We start from the raw sequence: 20,288 nt of genomic DNA on the forward strand, positions 1-20,288 counted from the left end.
TAGGGTGATGGGCTGTTCGAAGCCCGTTCCCAAGGAGCCGTTTCATGTCGCGTACCGTTGTCCTGGCCGCCGCCATCAGCCTTGCGCTGGCCGCCTGTTCTGGCAAGGAGTCCACTGCCCCCGTGACCGCCAATGCACCAGCGGAGGCCGCCAAGCCGGGCGATGCCTCCACCAACCCGTTCATGACTGTCAGCTCGCTGCCGTTCCAGGCGCCGGCCTTCGACAAGATCAAGGACAGCGACTACCTGCCGGCCTTCGAGGAAGGCATGCGCCAGCAGCTGGCCGAGATCAAGCAGATCACCGACAACACCCAGCCGGCCACCTTCGACAACACCTTGCTGCCGATGGAGAAGTCCGGCGCCATCCTGGACCGCGTCAGCCGCGTGTTCTTCAGCGTGGTGCAGGCCGATACCAACCCGGAGCGGCAGAAGATCCAGGAAGACGTGGTGCCCAAGCTGGCCGCGCATGGTGATGCCATCCACCTCGATGCCAAGCTGTTCGCGCGCATCAAGAGCATCTATGACGGCCGCGTCGAAGCCGGCCTGGATGCCGAGCAGCTGCGCGTGGTCGAGGAAACCTACAAGGGCTTCGTCAAGGCCGGTGCCGAGCTCAGCGATACCGACAAGGAAACGCTGAAGCAGTACAACGCCGAAGAAGCCACCTTGTCCAACGACTTCCACAACAAGCTGGTCGCGGCCACCGCCGCCGGTGCGGTGGTCATCGATGACAAGGCGCAGCTGGCCGGCCTGTCCGATGGCGACATCGCCGCCGCCGAAGACGCTGCCAAGGGCCGCAAGCTCAACGGCAAGTGGGTGCTGAGCCTGCAGAACACCACCCAGCAGCCGGCACTCGGCTCGCTGCAGGACCGCGACGTGCGCGCCAAGGTGCTGCAGGCCTCGGAGACCCGCACCGAGCACGGTGATGCCAACGACACCCGTGCCATCATCCAGCGCCTGGCCCAGCTGCGTGCGGCCAAGGCCAAGTTGCTCGGCTTCCCGAACTACGCCGCCTACAACCTCACCGACCAGATGGCGCAGACGCCGGAGCATGCGCTCAAGCTGCTGACCGACACCGTGCCGGCGGCCACCGCCAAGGCACGCGGTGAGCTGGCCGAGATCCAGAAGGTGATCGACGCACAGAAGGGCGGCTTCAAGGCCTCCGCATCGGATTGGGACTTCTACGCCGAGCAGGTGCGCAAGGCCAAGTACGACCTCGACGAGTCGCAGATCAAGCCCTACTTCGAGCTGGACAACGTGCTGCAGAACGGCGTTTTCTACGCCGCCAACCAGCTCTACGGCCTGACCTTCAAGGAGCGCAAGGACCTGCCGGTGTATCACCCGGACGTGCGCGTGTTTGAAGTCACCGACGCCAACGGCCAGCCGCTGGCGCTGTTCTACGCCGACTTCTACAAGCGCGACAGCAAGTCCGGTGGCGCCTGGATGGACGTGTTCGTCGAGCAGGACGGCCTGACCGGCACCAAGCCGGTGGTCTACAACGTCAGCAACTTCACCAAGCCTGCCGCCGGCCAGCCCGCGCTGCTGAGCTGGGACGACGTGACCACCATGTTCCACGAGTTCGGCCACGCCCTGCATGGCATGTTCTCCAACACCAAGTACCCGAGCGTGGCCGGCACCGGCGTGCCGCGTGACTTCGTCGAGTTCCCGTCGCAGTTCAACGAGCACTGGGCTTCGGACCCGAAGGTGTTCGCCAACTACGCCAAGCACTACCAGACCAAGGCAGCGATGCCGCAGGAGCTGGTCGACAAGATCGCCAAGGCCAAGACCTTCAACCAGGGTTACATGACCACCGAATACCTGTCGGCGGCGCTGCTCGACCTGGCCTGGCATACGCAGGGCGCTGACGCACCGCTGCAGGACGTGGACAAGTTCGAAGCCGATGCGCTGAAGCGCTACAAGGTGGATCTGGCCCAGGTGCCGCCGCGTTACCGCAGCAGCTACTTCGACCATATCTGGGGCGGCGGTTATTCGGCCGGTTACTACGCCTATTTCTGGGCGGAGATGATCGACCACGATGCCTTCGAGTGGTTCAAGGAGAATGGCGGCCTGACCCGTGAGAACGGCCAGGTGTTCCGCGACAAGATCCTGTCGATCGGCAATACGCGTGATCTGGCGACGGCCTACCGCGATTTCCGCGGCAAGGACCCGAGCGTCGAGCCGCTGCTGCACAACCGCGGTTTGAAGTAAGCGGCCTTGAAACAAGCGCTCGCACTTGTGAGCGTGTGAAACGACGAACGGCAGGGGAAACCCTGCCGTTCGTGTTTGTGCGTGTGCCGTGCTGCGAGTTGCAGCGCGCTGGATTTACTCGCAACGCACCTTGGTGATGACGTTGTTGGCATCGGTGTAGACGCGCAGGCGGTCCTGGCGGATATCGCGGGAAACAATCGTGGTCGGGCTGATCGGATTGACCAGGCCGGCACCGCTCTCGGTCTTCAGGCGACGCACGGTGGCTTCGTCATTCACCGTGCCAACCGCCCATTGCAGGGAGGCATCGCTGCAGCGGCCGAAATCGGGATCGTCGCTAAGCGGCGGTGCGCTCAGGCAGCCGCTCAGGGCGATGCTCAGCAGGCCGCCGACCAGCAACGGGCGGAGGATGGCAGCGGTGTGATGTGGTGTGATTTGAGGCATGGGGCAGTTCCTCCGTTCGAATATGCGCTGAGCATAGCAGCGGCCAATTGTCTGGTTGCTGTTTTGCAGGACTGCCAACCAAGTCGCGGCAGGACAATGAATGGCTGTTAGGATCATTCCGATTGCATCTCTGACCTGATCCAGCAAAGGAAGCTAACCCCATGAAATCAGCCAAGCGATCCATTATTGCCGCCTGTGCCACCGTACTTTTCGGTATGGCAGGCGTGCAGCCCGAGGCCGATGCCTGCACCCGTTTCGTCTACCACGGTGCTGGCAATGAAATCTTCACCGGCCGTTCGATGGACTACAAGATCGATACCGGCACCCATCTGTGGATGTTCCCGCGTGGCATGCAGCGCACCGGCGAGACCGGCCCGGACACGCTGAAGTGGACCTCGCGCTACGGCAGCGTCATTGCCAGCGCCTACGACATCTCCACCACCGACGGCATGAACGAAGCAGGCCTGGTCGCCAACCTGCTGTGGTTGGCCGAGTCCGAATATCCCGAGCGCAACAGCGGCAAGCCCGGTCTGGCCATCTCGGTGTGGACGCAGTACATGCTCGACAACTTCGCCACCGTCGAGGAAGCGGTGAAGGTACTGAGCGCCGAGCCCTTCACCCTGGTCAGCGATGCAGCGCCCGGTGAGCAGCGCCTTGCCACCTTGCACCTGTCCATCTCCGATGCCAGTGGCGACAGCGCCATCATCGAATACATCAAGGGCAAGCAGGTCATCCATCACAGCCGCGACTACAAGGTGATGACCAACTCGCCGATCTTCGAAGAGCAGCTGGCCCTGGAAACCTATTGGCGGCAGATCGGCGGCACGGTGATGTTGCCGGGCACCAACCGTGCCTCGGATCGCTTCGCGCGCGCTGCCTTCTATATCGACGCCATTCCCAAGTCGACCGACCCGGTGGAATCCACTGCCAGCGTGTTCGGCGTGATCCGCAATGTATCGGTGCCCTACGGCATCACCACCCCGGACCAGCCGAATATCTCCTCGACGCGCTGGCGCACGGTCTCCGACCAGTCGCGCATGCGCTATTACTTCGAATCCGCGCTGGCACCCAATGTGTTCTGGGTGGATTTGAAGAAGATCGATTTCAGCGAGCGCGGCAAGGTGAAGCGTCTTGATCTTGGCAACCAGCAGCGCACCATCTACTCGGGTGAAGCCAACGCCCAGTTCAAGGACGCCAAGCCCTTCCGTTTCCTGGGCGTATAAGGCGAGCAATCGGCGTGCCCGTGCAAGCGGGCACGCATCATATGGAGCTTCAATGAAAACCCGATTCATCCGCAAATACCTGTGCCTGCTGCTGGCAATTGGCGGCATGCCGCTCGCGCACGCACAGAGCAACGACAACGACGACAGCTGGCGCTTCCAGGCCACGCCTTATGTGTGGATGAGCGGCATGGAAGGGCAGGTAAGGCCGTTCCGCGGCGCGCCGATGGCGGACGTGCACAAGTCGTTCTCCGAGCTGATGGACAGCCTGGATGCCGCCGCCTTCATCACCGGCACCGCACGCCGCGGCAACTTCGTGCTGCAGGCTGACTTCACCCACGCATCCACCTCCGATTCGACACCGCTGCCGATTGGCCTGGCAGCCAACGTGAAGGTGAAGCAGACCTCGGCAACGGTGACTGCAGGCTATGCTTGGTCGGCGAACGAGCGCACCGGCATCGATCTGTTGGCGGGCGCGCGTTATTGGGACATCAATGCAGCGGTGAACGTGCCCGGCCTGGTATCGGCGCGTTCGGATTCCACCTTCGTTGACCCGATTGCCGGCGTGCGCTGGCGGCAGACGCTGAGCCCGCGCTGGAGCAGCATTGCCTATGTGGATGTAGGCGGTTTTGGTGTGGGTTCGGATTCGACCTGGCAGCTGTTGGCGCTGGCCAACTACCAGGCGACGGATAACTTGTTCGTATCGATGGGCTACCGCCACCAGAGCCTGGATTACCGCGACAAGGGCAAGCGTCTGGACGTGTCCCTGTCCGGCCCGATGCTGGGCGTGACCTACCGCTTCGGCGCGGGTCAATAAAGCCCGAAGCCTGAAAGCCCCTCTCCCTCCGGGAGAGGGGTTGGGGTGAGGGTAAGGCGAAGCCCCCGACAATCATTCCCCGCAGGTGCTTCGCACCAACCCTCATCCGCCCTCCGGGCACCTTCTCCCGAGGGGAGAAGGAAGGCGCTAAAGCCCCTCTCCCTCCGGGAGAGGGGTGAGGGTGGGGACGAAGCTCCTGACAATCATTCCCCGCAGGTGCTTCGCACCAACCCTCATCCGCCCCCCGCCTTCGCGGGGGCAGGCTCTTCGGGCACCTTCTCCCGAGGGGAGAAGGGTCAGGCTTCAAGCTTCACTCCACCTCGTTCGGATCCGCCTTCCAATACCCCGTAGCGCGAATCCATTCCTTCGGCACCTGCAGATGCCCTTCCACAAACTTGCGCATCATCCGCGCACGCTTGGACTCGGTGGCAATCCAGTAATGCGTATCACCATCAGGCTGCTCGAAATCCACCAGCGCATCCTCCAGCAAGGTGCTGCTGGCCGCATCAAAGCCATTGCGCTCGAACCACGAAACAGTCACCTGCGCCGCGCTCTCCAACGGCTGCCGGTCACCTTCTTCCGGGATCTCGATGAACACCTCGGCCACCGCACCTTCCGGCAGCTCCTCCAAGCGCCGCGCAATCGCCGGCAACGCCGTCTCATCACCAATCAGCACATAGCAGTCGAAGTCATCGGCCACCACATGCGAACCACGCGGGCCGGCAACCACCAACGCGTCGCCAACCTTGGCGGTGGCTGCCCAACTCGTGGCCGGGCCATCACCATGCAGCACGAAATCCAACACCAGTTCCCCAGCATCGGCATCGTAAAAACGCGGCGTGTAATCGCGCGCCGGTGAAGGCTGCTTGCCTTCCGGATAGCGCGGGCCCTGCTCGGTGAGTTCCGGCAATACAAATTCGCCTTCGGCATTGGCGAAAAACAGCTTCACATGGTCATCCGGTGAGCGGCTGTCAAAACCTTCCAGCGCATCGCCGCCTACTACGATGCGCTGCATGTTCGGGGTCAGGCGTTCCGTGTGCACTACCTGCAGCTGGCGGAAACGCGGGGTCATGCGGATCAATTGGGTTTCATGCTGTGACATGGGGGTACCTGGGGTCAGTGTCGGCAAGGCCGGGAGACCGTGGCTGGATCGCTCTGGCTGGGTCGTAATGAATAACGGTGGTGCGAATCAGTTTTCCTGCGACTGCTGCTGTACCAGCGCGGTCGCCTCTGCAATCAAACTGGCGATGCGCGCGACATCGGCGTCCTGCCAATCGCCCTTGCGCAACATCAACGAATGGGTGAACTGGTGCATGGCATCGCGTAGCGGCGCCGGCAGGCTTTCCCTGGCGATCACGCGCGAGTTGTGGCGCGCTCGCATGCGTGCGGTTTCCACGTCCTCGGCGCGCAGCTTGAGTTGGGCCTGGCCAAGGTTGGTGATGTGGTAGCGCTTGCGCCCGCCGTCTTCCTCGGCGCTTACCCAGCGCTGCTTCTCGAAGTCGGCCAGCAGCGGATACACCGAGCCCGCGCTGGGCGTGTAGACGCGCACGAACATCTCGCTGATCTGCTGGATCAACTCGTAGCCGTGGCGCGGCTGCTCGCCGATCAGGGACAGCAGCAACAGGCGCAGATCGCCACGGCCCAAGGGGCGCGGGGTAGGTGGGCGGCGGGGTTCCGGGCTGGTCATCAGGGTTTTCGATATATCGAATTTGCGCAAAACGATATATCGAAAACTCTTCCGGCGCAAATGGCAGCGCCTCCCATGGGACGGTGCAGACCAGCTAGGTGGGCATTCCTGGTGGGTGGTGGGGCCGTTCGCTGGCCCCGCTGTCATCGGGCTGACCCCGGCAGATGGCAATTTCGCCCCGTGTTTAGCGCCATTAAGGATGTTGGCAGGGGTGCGGAAGCTGTCTCCGGCTGTCCTCGTGGGCGCATGAGAACTGTCGCGAACTGTCTTGCAGACACTGGCTTTTGCCGCTCCATACGCATGCGTAGCCAGCTTGGCAAGGTACCGGGTGCGCTACACTTTACGGCTCAAAATAATGACAAGCGCGCGCGTGCGTGCAGTAACTGGGAGCGCTAATGAACTGGTTGAACGAGATGCTTGATAACGACACGAATCCCCTGGAAACCCAGGAGTGGATCGAGTCGTTGAAGGCCGTTATCGATGTCGAGGGCCCCGAGCGCGCACATCAGTTGCTGGAAGGCATGGTTGAACTGACCCGTCGCTCGGGCGCGTTCCTGCCGTTCTCCCCCACCACCGAATACGTCAACACCATCGAGCCGCAGCTGGAAGCCAAGAGCCCCGGCAATGCGGAACTGGAATGGCGCATCCGCTCCATCATCCGTTGGAACGCGATGGCCACCGTCGTGCGCGCCAACCGCAAGCCGGGCGACCTGGGCGGCCACATCGCCTCGTTCGCATCGGGCGCCACGCTCTATGACGTGGGCTTCAACCACTTCTGGCGCGCGCCGAGTGACAGCCACCCGGGCGACCTGCTGTTCATCCAGGGCCACAGCGCCCCGGGTATCTATGCGCGTTCCTACCTGGAAGGCCGCATCAGCGAGCAGCAGCTGGACAAGTTCCGCATGGAAGTGGACGGCGGCGGTCTGTCGTCGTACCCGCACCCGTGGCTGATGCCCGATTACTGGCAGACCCCGACCGTGTCGATGGGCCTGGGCCCGCTGGCTGCCATCTACCAGGCGCAGTTCCTGCGTTACCTGGAAAACCGCGGCCTGATCGAAAAGAGCGACCGCAAGGTGTGGTGCTTCATCGGCGACGGCGAGTCGGACGAGCCGGAAACCCTGGGCGCGATCGCCCTGGCCGGCCGCGAAGGCCTCGACAACCTGATCTTCGTCGTCAACTGCAACCTGCAGCGCCTTGATGGCCCGGTGCGCGGCAACGGCAAGATCATCCAGGAACTGGAAGGCGTGTTCCGTGGCGGCGGCTGGAACGTTATCAAGCTGCTGTGGGGCGGTTACTGGGATGCCCTGCTGGCCAAGGACACCAATGGCGTCCTGAAGAAGCTGATGATGGAAACCGTCGACGGCGAATACCAGAACTGCAAGGCCTTCGGCGGCGCTTATACGCGCGAGCATTTCTTCGGCAAGTACCCGGAAACCGCAGCGATGGTTGCCGGTCTGTCCGACGACGACATCTGGCGCCTGAACCGTGGCGGCCACGACCCGCACAAGGTGTACGCCGCCTACCACCAGGCCGTGAACACCAAGGGCATGCCGACCGTGATCCTGGCCAAGACGGTCAAGGGCTACGGCATGGGCAGCGCTGGCGAAGCGCTCAATCCCACCCACCAGACCAAGAAGCTGGACGACGAATCGGTCCGCCATTTCCGCGACCGCTTCAATATCCCGGTCACCGACGAGCAGCTCAAGGACGGCCAGGTGCCGTTCTACCACCCGGGCCCGGATTCGCCGGAAGTGAAGTACCTGCAGGAGCGTCGCGCTGCGATGGGCGGCTACCTGCCGCAGCGTCGCCAGAAGGCCGACAAGTCCTTCGTCGCACCGAAGCTGGAAACCTACGAGCGCCTGCTCAAGGAATCCGGCGAGCGCACCTATTCCACCACCATGGCCTTCGTGCAGACGCTGAACATCAGCCTGCGTGACAAGGAGCTGGGCCCGCGCCTGGTGCCGATCGTCGCCGACGAAGCGCGTACCTTTGGCATGGAAGGCCTGTTCCGCCAGATCGGCATCTACGCGCCGTACGGCCAGAAGTACAAGCCGGTCGACGCCGACCAGCTCATGTACTACCGCGAAGACCAGAGCGGCCAGGTGCTGCAGCAGGGCATCAGCGAGCCGGGTGCCATGTCCTCGTGGATGGCGGCCGGTACCAGCTACTCGGTCAGCAACGTGCCGATGCTGCCGTTCTACATCTACTACTCGATGTTCGGCTTCCAGCGCATTGGCGACATTGCCTGGCAGGCAGCGGACATGCGTACCCGCGGCTTCCTGCTCGGCGGTACCGCCGGCCGCACCACGCTGAACGGTGAAGGCCTGCAGCACGAAGATGGCTTCAGCCACATCGTCGCTGGCGGCATCCCGAACGTGCGCAGCTACGACCCGACCTTCGGTTTCGAAGTAACCGTCATCCTCCAGCACGGCACCAAGGCCATGATGGAAGACCAGATCGACGAGTACTACTACATCACCCTGATGAACGAGAACTACGCCCACCCGGCCATGCCGGAAGGCGCAGCCGAAGGCATCATCAAGGGCATGTACCTGCTCACCGACGCCGGCAAGCCGAAGAAGGGCGAGCTGCGTGTGCAGCTGCTGGGCAGCGGCACCATCCTGCGCGAAGCCATTGCAGCGGCCGAACTGCTGGACAAGGATTTCGGCGTCACCGCCGACATCTGGAGCTGCCCGAGCTTCAACGAACTGCGTCGCGATGGTTTCGACGCCGAGCGCTGGAACCGCCTGCACCCGGAAGCCGAACCGCGCAAGCCGTACGTCACCGAGCTGCTGGAAGGCCGCCAGGGCCCGGTCATCGCCGCAACCGACTACGTGCGCGCCTACACCGACCAAATCCGCGCCTTCGTGCCGGCTACCTATTCGGTACTGGGCACGGATGGCTTCGGTCGTTCGGACACCCGCGCCAACCTGCGTCGCTTCTTCGAGGTTGACCGTTACTACATCGCGCATGCGGCCATTGCGGCGCTTGCGAAGGATGGGAAGATGACGGCCAAGGATGTTGCCCGGGCTATCAAGCAGTATGGGATTGATCCGGAGAAGGCTAATCCTGTTGGGGTTTGATTTAATCCTGTGAACTAAAGAAAGCGGCCCAGTGGCCGCTTTCTTTTTGCAGGGATATCTACCTCCGACTGGGTCGGCCGGTACTTCAGCACTACATTGCAGGGAAAGCAAATGGCATCAAAAAAACATGCAAGGGAATCAATCAAGTACGGCTCCTTTCGCGGCTTGTTTGGAAGCGTTCGTGAACGCGCCTATGGTGTAGATCACAGCGTTAGGACCTACAGGGCAGTTCGCGGTTTGCGCGACGTGCACGGGCGCGCTCGTAGTTCGCTACCCGCGAATGCATATGAAGCATATTTCAGTCATATCAATGCTTTTGCTTTCGAAATGCTTCGGCAGGTGCCGATGAAGGGCTACTCGAACGTAGCTGCCCTTGTTGAGATGCCGCCGCTCCCGATAGAGGAGGAACTACTCTGGAATATCGCTCGTATTAGGGCTGGTGCCGAAGAAATTAATGACGTTCTAAATCGTGCAAGGGCCGTTGACGAATGTATATGGCGAGGTCACTCTCGAGACGCATTCAGCATCATGGACGATATCGCTGAAGAATTTGGCGAATCGATGTGGATGATAGAAAAGAGAATATTCTTGCATCAATTCGTGGGGGGACTACATGCCCAGAAGACATATGTAGCGGGCGTAAAGTCGATACTCAAGGGCGGAGTCGCTCCATTCTTAGTCCACTACATCAGTGTCCGCAATGAACCATCGACATCGGTTGCTCGTTTTGTATCCGACGTACGAATGAGATGCCAGCGAATCAAAGATAAAGAGCTGGCGACCTACATCGAGTACCGCCTGACTAGGCAGTGGCCTGAAGATGAAAGCTCAATCGCCAACATTCTTCGAGTTGAACAGAACAACGCGAACATTGATGTATACGAGACGTTCTTGTCCCTCATTACGGCAGCTCGTGCCGGGAAAGTATCCCTCTCTGTCGACATTGAGAAATATGCGAGAGAGCTGAATGAAATCCGGGATCAAAGGCTGAACGCTTGGTTTGCTGGATCCAGCGCATCCAGCACGAGTATGGTCATGGCGAAGCACTTTGTTTCCGGAGACTATGGAAAGGTAGTTCGCGCCAATTCTCTTGGGCTACCAGCAGGTGTAGAGGGTACTTTCTTGGCCGCCCTATGTCGGGCACAGCATGTGCCATTGCTGCAGCACATCGGACGTGACCGTAGGTCCCTCTCCAACGTCCTTGTATGCAAACTATCGGAAAAGATTCGAGGTGGGCTAGGGGAGTCGCGTGCCGTCGCTGAGATGGAGAAAATTGCGCTCAACTTTCATGATGGGGCTCTGGCGGACGCAATCTCCCGCGTTGCCAAAGCCGACATCTTCGACGAAATTGCAGTTAAGGAAGCACTTAACTCTATCCCGCTATACCTCAGGGGTAGTTCATTTTTGGCGCGGCTCTCCATATCTGGGGACGTCATAGCTGTCATGCGCGATCTGGTGAATGAAGGCGTTCTGGCCGAATTTTCCTCACTGGGGCCGGATGCAAGCAGAATGGCCGCTGCCTGCTGTGCGGCTGCTAATGGAGATACTGCGGCCACTATCGACGAACTTGCTTCACTGTGCGCGGATGACCGCGACTCCATCAGCAACATGGCTTTTCTGATGGGTATCGAACTCGCGTCGAAGTGGCGAGACGTAGAGGTTTTCCTAAAAATGATCGCCGAGGCTGTGGTCAGACTCGGGTCCATCTCTTTGACGCCGCGGGCCAGGGAATACGCTGCTGGGGTTAAGTGGAATGATGTTAAGACGCGCGCGCCTGACCTGAGAATCGTAGTGGCCTCCCACTACCTCCTGAGGTCTGGTGGCGGTAAGGGATGGGGGAGCATTCTTCGCTTCTCACTCGACGCATTCTTGGAGTCGCAGGGGATCAGGCACCCTTCTGAGGTAGATCGCTCGCGCAACGGCGCGGCACTTGTGAAGCATTTTTGGAAGGTGGTTTGCGAGCATAAGATTGTAGATATGATTCGCACCATAAACGGGGTCCGAGAACTTCGCATGGAAATGCGAGCGATTTTTTCCGAGCTTCGCTCAATTGATGCGATAAATAGCGAATACTATGACACTGAAATCGTTCATATAACGCACTCCCTAATGATTGAAGATGGAAGGAAGATAGTCGATCAAAGCAGAATCTATGTGGACGAGGCGGCTATTCGGGAACAGCTGAAGTCTGAACTTGCCGAGCCATTTAGTCGGTATCGTGCATTGGCACCTGCAGCTGCGAGTGATGCTAAGGAGTTTGATGAAGCAATTCGCCGGGCCGCTAAAGGAAATTTGGCTTCGGAAGGTTTGACATTTCCAACGAGCGAGGCGGATCAGCTGCTAATTGAAATGATTGGACAAAGTTGTTCAAAGTTTCTTTCCGACCCGGCTCATGGATTGGATAGCTATTTGAGCAAGCGTATTAGACACGGTTCAATTGTTGGCCACCTTCGAGGCGCCATCGAACAACATCGCGTGATCTACCAATCTCAGGGCGATGTCTATGCGCCATCAGCTGAATGGCTGGAAGATTTTGCGGATATTGATAGCGTTGACCAAGTTGAGATAAATGCGGCAATGGCGGAATTTAGTCGTAGCGTTGACTCCGAGCTTCTATACACAAAAAACCACGTGGTCCAAATTCGGTCTGCGGAGAAGAAAAACGGACTGCTTGGCGTCAATCTTTCTCCCGCAGAGTACCACGCTATTCGCTCGATAGTTCGTGTGGATCTCTCTTATGAGGGCTTCTTGACATCAATGTTTGCCACATTCTGGGGGCTCTTGAACCCCTCCTTAGATGCGGTGAAGCGTCATCTGCGGGAGCGCACTGCTTTAGTACTATCCACCGAGTTCTCTAAAGTGAGATCAAGTGTCAGTGCTAAGAGGACCAAGTGTCCACAACTCGCGCAGCTTTCGACTGGTCTCGAGCAAGCGGGCAGGGATGTATTGGCAGAGCTAGAGTTAGTTGCCCAATGGTTTGAACGATCTGGGGCGCAAGCGGCGACTCGTACTTACAAATTGTCAGACGCAATAGCAATCGGCATAGAATCGTCAAAGGCTGCCTATAAGGGCGGGCTTATAGAGCTTAGGCAGCATCTCGCTGAGGATTTTCCAATCACAGTAGTGGACATTCCTGTCCTGGCGGACGTGCTACTTGTTGCACTAGGGAATGTTTACACGAAATCGGGCGTCGCGGGCATCCCGTGGGTAAATATCTCAACCGCGATCGATGCTGAGACCGGGGTATTGATCGTTTGCGTCAATAGTGAAGTGGGGAATGGGGTATATGCGTCCGGTGCTGCAAAAGTCGAATCTATTCGCGAGGACATACGCGAGGGACGCATTGATCAGAGTTTGAGAAAAGAAGGTGAGTCAGGGCTGAAGAAGTTGGCGGCCACTGTCAAACAGTCGCAGCACGGCGGTTTGAAATTCGGGTTTGTTTCAGAGGTGGAATTTTTTGTTGAGGTGAGACTTTCCCTTGTCCTCGATGAAAGGAGCGCGGCGTGATTCAGAAAGCATTTTCTGTCCTATTTGCAGAGGATGACGTACACAAGTCGAAGCATATTCGCGAGTTCTTCGCTAGCATGTATCCGTCGGTCGTTATCACGGAGGTTGCCTCTGTAAAATCCGCTATGACGAAGCTCGCAGGTGGAGTATTCGACCTGCTGCTGTTGGATATGTCGCTTCCTACCTTCGACGTAGCCGCGGGAGAGGGAGGAGGGAGGCCTCAAGGTTCGGGTGGGATGGAGATCCTTCGTGAGATCGAAAGGCTCGATTACAGCCCGCTGGTGATAGTTGTCACCCAGTATGCGGACTTTTCAATTGATGGAAACTGGTACTTACTGTCCGAGCTGCGTGAGGAGCTGTCTGCGGAGAGTGGTGACGTGTTCATTGGTTTGGTGGAGTTTGACAGCGCAAGCGCAGACTGGCGTATCGCTCTAAGTGATCTCATGGATGAATTTGTGATAAGGAGGGGGGGTTGAAGATTTTAGTTGTCGAGGACACACAGGCTAAGCTGAAGAAGATTATTAAAGCCCTTACTGATATCGGCGTAGTACGCGACGATATAGATACTGCTGGATGCTCATATTCTGCGAGACAGCACCTTAGGGTTGGTGTTTACGACCTTCTGCTTCTTGATGTGCTAATACCATTTCGCCAGGAGGGCGATCCTGACTCACAGGTGTGTATCGACCTTATTGACGACATCTGTGCTGGGGGCGATTACTTCTTGCCAAAGCAGATTGTTGGTTTAACCGCTTACGACGAGGGGTTGGTGGATGCGTTTGAAGCGTTCAACGGACGACTTTGGAATGTAATTAAGGTGGAGGATACCGACTCAAGTTGGGTTGATCGTGTAAAGAATTGCGTAAACTACCTAAGGTCAGCAAGTTCTGCACCCAGGCAGAAGGTTTCTGAATGCGATGTGCTGATTGTGTGTGCACTTCGCGTTCCCGAGCTTGAGGCGATTAAGCGTTTATCCTGGAGCTGGGAGTCAGAAACCCCATTTGATGAAGTTTCATTTATCTCGAAGGCCAAGCTCAGTTGCGGTAATCGTGAGATACGAGTAGTCGCAGCGGCCGCGCAAAGAATGGGGATGGTCTCTTCTGGCGTGCTAGCTAGCAAACTCATCTCAGCTCTGCGACCTGAGCTCTGTATCATGCCTGGAATATGTGCAGGTATACCGGGGAGGGTCGGTCTTGGAGACGTCATTTTTGCTGATCCGGTGTGGGACTATCAAGCAGGCAAGAGATCAGTCGATAAAGGCGGTGCTGCTAGGTTCGAGATGGCCCCGCATCACTTACAATCCGCTCCGGAGCTCAGAGCCATTGCGGAGCAGCTGTCGGATGACCGCGCCGTGCTTCGTGGTATCAAGGACTCTTGGCAATGTGCCCCCACCCACGAGCTGAGTTTGAAAATTGGCCCAGTAGCATCCGGCTCCGCTGTCGTTGCTGATTCGGGCTTTGCTCAGGCGGTGTCTCAACAGCAGCGAACGGCCTTAGGTTTGGAAATGGAGTTCTATGGAGTGTCCTCTGCATGTGCCATCGCTGGATCTCCCCGCCCGCTGTTTGTTGGAGTGAAATCGGTTTGCGATCTCGCAGACGAGGAGAAAAACGATGACTATCAGGCTTATGCCTCTTATACCAGTGCGGCGGTCGTCGACCAGTTGATCAGAAGATACTTTGAGGGTAAATAGCTTGCGTCGGAGGAGGTTGGCTCGGGTGGGGAGTCCTCGGCAGACTAGCGGAAAGCAGGGTTCAGAGTAAGGTTGATTCTTCTTCGACTCCTGTGATCTGCGTGTGGGCAACGAAGCGTCAACCAAGAATCAAATCTAGGAATGTTCTAGCCCTTGAAACGGCTTTCCCGATGCCGCTGTGGACCGGCAGAATGTGGATAAGGAAAGGGAGTTGACTGAGCTGCCTCGGATTCCATGAATGGTAGTCAGGGGACGCTCCCGACCTGTTGATATTGCAGCTCGATCTGTAAAGGTGAGGTGTAGTCGAGGCCTGAATGGAGCCGGGCGCAGTTATAGAGCAGTTCGATATACATCGAAGATGGCCGTCCTCGCCGCTTTTCGATCGGGGAACGGGCGGCCATCATTGATTTCAAGATTCTGATTGGCGAAGGACAAACGGAGTAAGGTGCATTTCCGGCAACTTAGAGTTGCTGCGGAATGCAGGTGGCATAGATGGGGTAGTTATCGCCTGTCCCTTGGCATATTTTGGAGTGCTGACATCAACGAATAACGTGTTTGATTCTTGTGGTTTTGACGCCGCGGGACTGATGGTTATAACGATAATATTCCCTATGTTCAGATTGGTATCATTCAATCAAGGATGGATTGCCGGAAAGGAGGAGTGAGCTGTGGATTTTAATATTCTTCGTGAAGCCGGAGTGCCCAGTCTTTTTGTTGTCGGCGTTGTGGTGGCTGTGTCGCTGATGAAACTATTCCATGCCACTCGGGCCTATGCGCGGCAAGGGAGGAAAGAGTGTTTGGAGCTATGGGACGGTGCTCGAGTGGGCGATTCATTCTGGTTGGAGTCATATTTCCGGCATCTATATAACGTGAAGTCGCCTCCTGCCGATCTGATTCGCGAAGGTCTGCAGGCTTTCAATCCAGCGTATGTCTGTCTGGAACTTTCGATGAACTGGAGGTTCTTCAAAGGAATGAATTTGTGCGATCTCCAATGGCGAAGTCGTTGGCTCAACAGGGCTTGGTTCCGCCGTTCTGTTCAAGTCATTCTGCTTATATTATATGGTCTGCCAGTGTCTGCGGCAGTGTATCTATGGGAACGCCAAGGAAGTGGTATTGAAGTCAAGCTCACAGCCGTGCTGCTTGTTGTCATTGGCGCGTCTTCTTTCTGGAGATTTTTGGAGATGGTCGGCGCAGCGAGGGCGTTAGAAACGCTCCGCCAATCGAGTCCTAACTCCCCAAATTTGGATGCCAATAAGGCTGTTGGTACTACGGAAAAGCAACAAAAGTTGGTTGGAAAAATGAAGCGTAAATACGCGGCTAAGGGGGGGCGTCGATGATGCTTGAAGGTGGAGCGCAGTGCCGGGCTTCCCCATGCTTTTTGCTCTCTGGCTCGCTTGGCTAGCCTAAATGGGACCTTCCGCTACCCGGGGATCTAGAAAGCAGGCCAGAGAGCAAGGAGACATAGCCGACTTGGATTCCTTCTGGCGCCTGCTGGTTCTGATCCACATTGTTCTCACAATTCTCTGAGCAGATTGAGCTGCGAATCAGGTGGCTTTTCGACCGAAGGCCGCACGATGGTGTTCGAGAAATAACGCCTGCTCAGGTCTAAAGCCGTCCAGCTTTTTCTGGGGGTCAATGCCCCAGCGTTCCAGTACTTCCGGAGAAAGTGACTGATGAAAGCGCATTCGTCCATTGTCTTCGAACGTCATCAGGTGATCGTCAAACAATGCGTCTACGTGTGGTGACAGCAAGATGCCGTTATGACCATTGAGACGTTCGATGTTGTTGGATGCACGCCACGGCTTGATGTGACTTGCGATAAGCACTCGTCTATCCTCCACGCCGGTGACGCGACACGCCGATTCCAAAAGCATCACGCACTTTCGATACAAGCCTTGGCCTATGCGTGCTTTAGCCAGGTGCAAACGCTGGGTCTCATGTAGTTGCGGATCACTTTCGATCACTTGCAGGTCTTCAAGCAGCTCTCTTGCTTGTGTTGGCTCGCCGAAACTGTACTGACGTGGATCTTTTGGTTCAGTGTTTAGAAGTCCAAGAAGGCTGTAACCCAGCACATCGCTGATAGCGGCTAGGTAGCAACCTTCATTGCCCTTTCCTGTCTTCTTCTGAATTGGAGAGTACTTGTCTGGTAAAAACGGTGCGATCTGCTGCAAAAAATCGGCCGGCCGCATTGATTGGGGGACGGGCTCAAAATGCACGTCTACCAGCCAGCCCTCGTCAGCCCAGTTAGCGCCTACGCTACCGAACTCGGCTGGTTTCGGGCTGAGTACCGCGGTTGAGGTGGCCGTTCCGACGTACTCAATGTGCCCTTTTGCGTAAGAGAAAATCGTGTCACCTACGTGCACGTGACGCATATTTTCGTATGTTTGATTGAACACGCCGTTAGATTTACGTTGTGGCGACCATAGGTAGCCTCCGCGAACCTCGTGAGTACGCGTCTGCTTGTGATTAACCCACCAGAAGCTCATCGGTCTGCCTCAACTGGTTGGAAAGCAGTAAAGAACGCATTAGCCATTCAGAATTTCCCCCTTTCGGAGGATGGTAGGCGAGCGACGGTAAATCTTCCATCTCAGCCGGTGGGACTGGCCCAAGGCAATCTCGCTGCGCTTTGGCCAGCGGGAGTGAGAAATGGAGAGGGAGAAGGAGAAGGAGAAGGGATTTGCTGTCTTGGAGTACCTGTATCGGGATGCGGGTAACTGGAAGACGCATGGCGCGGTGTTGGTACGCGGCAAGGTTCGGGACGCCGGTGCGGCCATTCGTTCCTGTTTAGAGCAGGGGGAGTTTTTTGTGCCGGAGCAGGTGTTGCTGCCAGCCTTGCATCCACAGCATTGGCGCGATCACGAGGATGGTCCTAACGATCTGGATCATGCGTTTCATGAGTTCGCGGGGCTGCGGGATGCCCGGGAAGAGGACTTATTGCTGCTGTCGCCGTGTGGTTCGCTCGTCCAACTGGTTTCGTTGTTTGTAGCGGCGCAGGGGAGGTGGGATGTGCGTTGCTCGCGGTACGTTGATTGAGACATGGCTGGGTAAAACCGGGGTCAGAGTGGGGTTTCGTACCGAAACCCGACTCTGACCCCGGTTTTACCCCAACCAACGTAAGAGTCCCCGTAACCGTTTACATACCCCTTCCAGCCCGGCCCAAACCTCGTAACCCCAACCGAATTCGGTACGATACGTGCGGGGACAACGCGGTGCCGGGGGATCAGCGGCAGCGTTGCGAGTTCTTGTTTGGCATCCGTCGTTCCACATGGGGTGGACCAGCGCGCCTTCGCCTGCCTTTTTGTCGAACACCCAATGATCGCCACCCTCCTAGTCGGCATGCTCTGCGTTTACCTGCTGAGCTTCACCGTGATGTTCCTGCTCATCAGTCGTCGCCTGCAGGACGAGAACATGGGCATGGACGTGTTCGGCGTAGGCAACCTGATGCTCGGCGGGGCCTATGTGCTGCAGCTGATGGAAGGTGTGCCGGGCTGGAGCTGGCTGAGCATGGTCAACCACTCGCTCACGCTGTGCTCGCTGCTGGCGTATTGCGTGGGCGGGGCGCGGTTCTTTGGCCGCTCCACGCCGCTGGCGATGCCCTTGCTGTATCTGGCCGTGGGCTACAGCCTGCTGCAGATCCTGGTGAACTGGACGCTCGGCCCGGTGGCGCGCTACGTGCTGCTGGCCGGCACCTGTGCGGTGTCCTTCGTCGGCATGGTGGCGGTGCTGCTGTACGGTGTACGCAGCTTCGCCAGGGACCTGCGCGGTGAGGTGCTGCTGTTTGCCGGTTTGATCAGCGGCATTTGCGTGCTGAACATCATCAAGATCGTCAAGCTGCTGTCCGGTGGCTTCGCGGCGCTGAGCATGGACGGCCAGTTCTCGATGATCTTCTATGTCTACATGTGCTCGCTGGCGACCATCCTGCCGCCATCGATCGTCTGGCTGGTGCTGCGCCGCCTGACCGACAGGTTGCGCGGCATTGCTGCCCACGATCCGCTTACCCAGCTGCTCAACCGCCGTGGCCTGGGCACGGCGCTGGAAGCCTGCTTCCGGCGGCCGGGTGCCACCGCGCGCTTGCTGCTGATCGACGTCGACCATTTCAAGCGCATCAACGACAACTACGGCCATCAGACCGGCGACGCGGTGCTATGCGGCGTTGCCGAGGCCTTGCGCGCTTCGGTGCGCAAGGACGACCTGCTGTGCCGGCTGGGCGGCGAGGAGTTTGCCGCCATCTGCGTGGGCGCCAACGAAGCCTCGGCCCTGCGCGTGGCCGAGCGCGTACGCAGCAGCATCGAGCAGGCAGTGATGCTGCAGGGGGCGCGCTACGAAGGCCTGCGCTGCACCGTCACCATCGGCGTCTCCGACAGCTTCACCAGCGAAGCCGGCCTGGCCCACGCCATGCAACAAGCCGACGCCGCCCTCTACCGCGGCAAACACACCGGCCGCAACCGCGTAGAGCAAAACCGGGGTCAGAGTCGGGTTAACGCGGCGCTGGATACGGTGCATTAGCCCCGCGGCTCGAGTCCGTTTAATGGCACTGATCGACCGTCCTAGGTCACGTCATGCGGGCTGGATTCCGGTGGATAGGTATCCGGGAAGTACTACATGCGCAAGGCGAGCGTGGCTTTGGGCTGTGTCCCGAAGCTGCTCATTTGGCGAAGGAGAAGCCCTCGCGGCTTTTTCTTGATGCAGGTCGCCCTGTCTTTCACGTCCCATCGCTGCTGTTCTTGGTGGGTTTGTGGCGAGCCAACTTCTGGGATGCTTCTGATTTCCGTTCTTTGGCACGCGGGAGGATGATGTGGCATCGGATCTCGGCATTGGATAGGGATCTTCTGATCTGCACTCAGTGCGCGTATATCCAATGTGTGTATCGCTAAAGAAGCGCACGCCACCACGGGTATCCGTGTGGCTGGAGTTGCACTTGCCGTACTTGTGCGACGCTGAGCGAGTAAAAAAGATCGGCCCGACGTCTCTCAACCAAGGAAGGGTTCGGACATGCATAGACTGATACTGCTCGCAATGCTGATGGCACCGGCCAGCGCTATCTGCAGTCAGCCAAAGGAGCTACATCAGAAATCCATCATTTCTCTTGATGGGGGCCGCCTGTGCTTGCGTGCCAATGATGTGCAGGAGTTGGATGGCCGGGAAGCTGAAGTGAGCAACGTAAGCATCTATCGTCAGGACGCGAGCGGCTCGCATCTTCTCTGGCAACAGAGCTTTCCGCCAAGCAATGGGCCAGCTCCCGTTGTTACGCCGCATGAGTGTCTGGATGGTCTTGGAGCTGCGGGAAATCCCTTGCCAGAGTTGTCGCCGGGCACTCGATACCTGGTTGATATTGCTGCCTCCATCGTTGCTTCTGACGGCGAGGCGGTCCGGCGATGGTATAGCGGCCATTTCTGCGTAGTGCGCGGAGAGTCAGGACTGGAAAGCCGACAGATTGTGTTTGACCGCCGCCGGAAGATTTGGCCGTGGGATCTCTGCGGTATCTAGATGTACGTCCCCGGTGTGCTTTCAGTGGACGCTGGATGCAGGCCCTTGGGATGTGAGGGGAGGGGATGTGATTCGCTTGTAAAGAACCTGACTCTGACCCCGGTTTTCACCTATGCTCCGGCAACCAGCGGGGGCTGGATTGCTGAGGAGGG

Annotated in this window: 15 protein-coding genes; 11 read left to right on the forward strand and 4 right to left on the reverse strand. The window is 58.2% G+C overall.

All coding sequences use genetic code 11. The features are described from left to right. The first annotated feature begins 44 nt into the window (after positions 1-44). Positions 45-2,204 (forward strand): peptidyl-dipeptidase Dcp, encoded by a 2,160-nt coding sequence (gene dcp, locus AC1VWL_RS11510; protein WP_482986774.1) that lies wholly within the window; start codon positions 45-47, stop codon positions 2,202-2,204. Between the two features lie 114 nt (positions 2,205-2,318). On the opposite strand, the gene AC1VWL_RS11515 is transcribed toward dcp, so the two are convergent. Further along, positions 2,319-2,645 carry a hypothetical protein gene (locus tag AC1VWL_RS11515; RefSeq protein ID WP_303748740.1) on the reverse strand — a complete coding sequence of 109 codons (327 nt, stop codon included), beginning with the start codon at positions 2,643-2,645 and terminating at the stop codon, positions 2,319-2,321. A 161-nt stretch (positions 2,646-2,806) separates the two neighbouring features. Between AC1VWL_RS11515 and AC1VWL_RS11520 the strand changes: the two genes are divergently transcribed. Together AC1VWL_RS11520 and AC1VWL_RS11525 are read left to right on the forward strand one after the other, a co-directional pair. Further along, positions 2,807-3,868 carry a linear amide C-N hydrolase gene (locus AC1VWL_RS11520; protein ID WP_482986775.1) on the forward strand — a complete coding sequence of 354 codons (1,062 nt, stop codon included), beginning with the start codon at positions 2,807-2,809 and terminating at the stop codon, positions 3,866-3,868. 52 nt (positions 3,869-3,920) lie between these two features. Further along, positions 3,921-4,682, forward strand: coding sequence for a porin family protein (locus AC1VWL_RS11525; RefSeq protein ID WP_482986776.1), 762 nt, complete (start codon positions 3,921-3,923; stop codon positions 4,680-4,682). A gap of 310 nt (positions 4,683-4,992) precedes the next feature. Here AC1VWL_RS11525 and AC1VWL_RS11530 read toward each other — a convergent pair whose 3' ends face one another. Further along, positions 4,993-5,784, reverse strand: a complete 792-nt coding sequence (locus tag AC1VWL_RS11530; protein WP_482986777.1) for a siderophore-interacting protein — start codon at positions 5,782-5,784, stop codon at positions 4,993-4,995. A gap of 87 nt (positions 5,785-5,871) precedes the next feature. Further along, on the reverse strand, positions 5,872-6,369 hold the full coding sequence (locus AC1VWL_RS11535) for a PadR family transcriptional regulator (protein ID WP_482986778.1): 498 nt from the start codon (positions 6,367-6,369) through the stop codon (positions 5,872-5,874). A 395-nt stretch (positions 6,370-6,764) separates the two neighbouring features. Here AC1VWL_RS11535 and aceE point away from each other — a divergent pair, with 395 nt between their 5' ends. The 5 genes from aceE to AC1VWL_RS11560 all read left to right on the forward strand — a co-directional run bounded on the left by aceE (position 6,765) and on the right by AC1VWL_RS11560 (position 15,986). After that, entirely contained in the window at positions 6,765-9,452 is a 2,688-nt protein-coding gene (gene aceE / locus AC1VWL_RS11540) for a pyruvate dehydrogenase (acetyl-transferring), homodimeric type (RefSeq protein WP_482986779.1), read from the forward strand. A 111-nt stretch (positions 9,453-9,563) separates the two neighbouring features. Next, positions 9,564-12,959: a hypothetical protein gene (locus AC1VWL_RS11545; protein WP_481614983.1), complete on the forward strand. Its 3,396-nt coding sequence runs from the start codon at positions 9,564-9,566 to the stop codon at positions 12,957-12,959. Beyond that, positions 12,956-13,435: a response regulator gene (locus tag AC1VWL_RS11550; protein ID WP_482986780.1), complete on the forward strand. Its 480-nt coding sequence runs from the start codon at positions 12,956-12,958 to the stop codon at positions 13,433-13,435. Before AC1VWL_RS11545 ends, AC1VWL_RS11550 begins: the two co-directional genes overlap by 4 nt. Beyond that, positions 13,432-14,649 carry a 5'-methylthioadenosine/S-adenosylhomocysteine nucleosidase family protein gene (locus AC1VWL_RS11555; protein WP_482986781.1) on the forward strand — a complete coding sequence of 406 codons (1,218 nt, stop codon included), beginning with the start codon at positions 13,432-13,434 and terminating at the stop codon, positions 14,647-14,649. The genes AC1VWL_RS11550 and AC1VWL_RS11555 overlap by 4 nt, the downstream gene beginning before the upstream one ends. Before the next feature lie 668 nt (positions 14,650-15,317). Then, complete coding sequence (locus AC1VWL_RS11560) at positions 15,318-15,986, forward strand: hypothetical protein (RefSeq protein ID WP_482986782.1); 669 nt, start codon at positions 15,318-15,320, stop codon at positions 15,984-15,986. Between the two features lie 207 nt (positions 15,987-16,193). Here the strand turns inward: AC1VWL_RS11560 and AC1VWL_RS11565 are convergent, their stop codons facing one another. Beyond that, positions 16,194-17,135, reverse strand: a complete 942-nt coding sequence (locus tag AC1VWL_RS11565; protein ID WP_482986783.1) for an HNH endonuclease — start codon at positions 17,133-17,135, stop codon at positions 16,194-16,196. 160 nt (positions 17,136-17,295) lie between these two features. Between AC1VWL_RS11565 and AC1VWL_RS11570 the strand changes: the two genes are divergently transcribed. From AC1VWL_RS11570 to AC1VWL_RS11580, 3 genes are all read left to right on the forward strand, one after another. After that, positions 17,296-17,682, forward strand: coding sequence for a hypothetical protein (locus AC1VWL_RS11570; RefSeq protein WP_482986784.1), 387 nt, complete (start codon positions 17,296-17,298; stop codon positions 17,680-17,682). Positions 17,683-17,961: 279 nt separating this feature from the next. Beyond that, complete coding sequence (locus AC1VWL_RS11575; RefSeq protein ID WP_482986785.1) at positions 17,962-19,155, forward strand: GGDEF domain-containing protein; 1,194 nt, start codon at positions 17,962-17,964, stop codon at positions 19,153-19,155. A gap of 486 nt (positions 19,156-19,641) precedes the next feature. Continuing rightward, positions 19,642-20,136 (forward strand): hypothetical protein, encoded by a 495-nt coding sequence (locus tag AC1VWL_RS11580; RefSeq protein ID WP_482986786.1) that lies wholly within the window; start codon positions 19,642-19,644, stop codon positions 20,134-20,136. The last annotated feature ends 152 nt before the right edge of the window (positions 20,137-20,288 follow it).

This window comes from Stenotrophomonas sp. STEN063 (genome assembly GCF_056854515.1).

Excerpts from the sequence above, each read along its gene's own strand:
- AC1VWL_RS11575 (WP_482986785.1), top strand. The coding sequence starts at position 17,962 with ATGATCGCCACCCTCCTAGTCGGCATGCTCTGCGTTTACCTGCTGAGC.
- AC1VWL_RS11565 (WP_482986783.1), bottom strand. The coding sequence starts at position 17,135 with ATGAGCTTCTGGTGGGTTAATCACAAGCAGACGCGTACTCACGAGGTT.
- AC1VWL_RS11545 (WP_481614983.1), top strand. The coding sequence starts at position 9,564 with ATGGCATCAAAAAAACATGCAAGGGAATCAATCAAGTACGGCTCCTTT.
- AC1VWL_RS11535 (WP_482986778.1), bottom strand. The coding sequence starts at position 6,369 with ATGACCAGCCCGGAACCCCGCCGCCCACCTACCCCGCGCCCCTTGGGC.
- dcp (WP_482986774.1), top strand. The coding sequence starts at position 45 with ATGTCGCGTACCGTTGTCCTGGCCGCCGCCATCAGCCTTGCGCTGGCC.
- AC1VWL_RS11515 (WP_303748740.1), bottom strand. The coding sequence starts at position 2,645 with ATGCCTCAAATCACACCACATCACACCGCTGCCATCCTCCGCCCGTTG.
- aceE (WP_482986779.1), top strand. The coding sequence starts at position 6,765 with ATGAACTGGTTGAACGAGATGCTTGATAACGACACGAATCCCCTGGAA.
- AC1VWL_RS11525 (WP_482986776.1), top strand. The coding sequence starts at position 3,921 with ATGAAAACCCGATTCATCCGCAAATACCTGTGCCTGCTGCTGGCAATT.
- AC1VWL_RS11520 (WP_482986775.1), top strand. The coding sequence starts at position 2,807 with ATGAAATCAGCCAAGCGATCCATTATTGCCGCCTGTGCCACCGTACTT.
- AC1VWL_RS11580 (WP_482986786.1), top strand. The coding sequence starts at position 19,642 with ATGCATAGACTGATACTGCTCGCAATGCTGATGGCACCGGCCAGCGCT.
- AC1VWL_RS11530 (WP_482986777.1), bottom strand. The coding sequence starts at position 5,784 with ATGTCACAGCATGAAACCCAATTGATCCGCATGACCCCGCGTTTCCGC.
- AC1VWL_RS11570 (WP_482986784.1), top strand. The coding sequence starts at position 17,296 with ATGGAGAGGGAGAAGGAGAAGGAGAAGGGATTTGCTGTCTTGGAGTAC.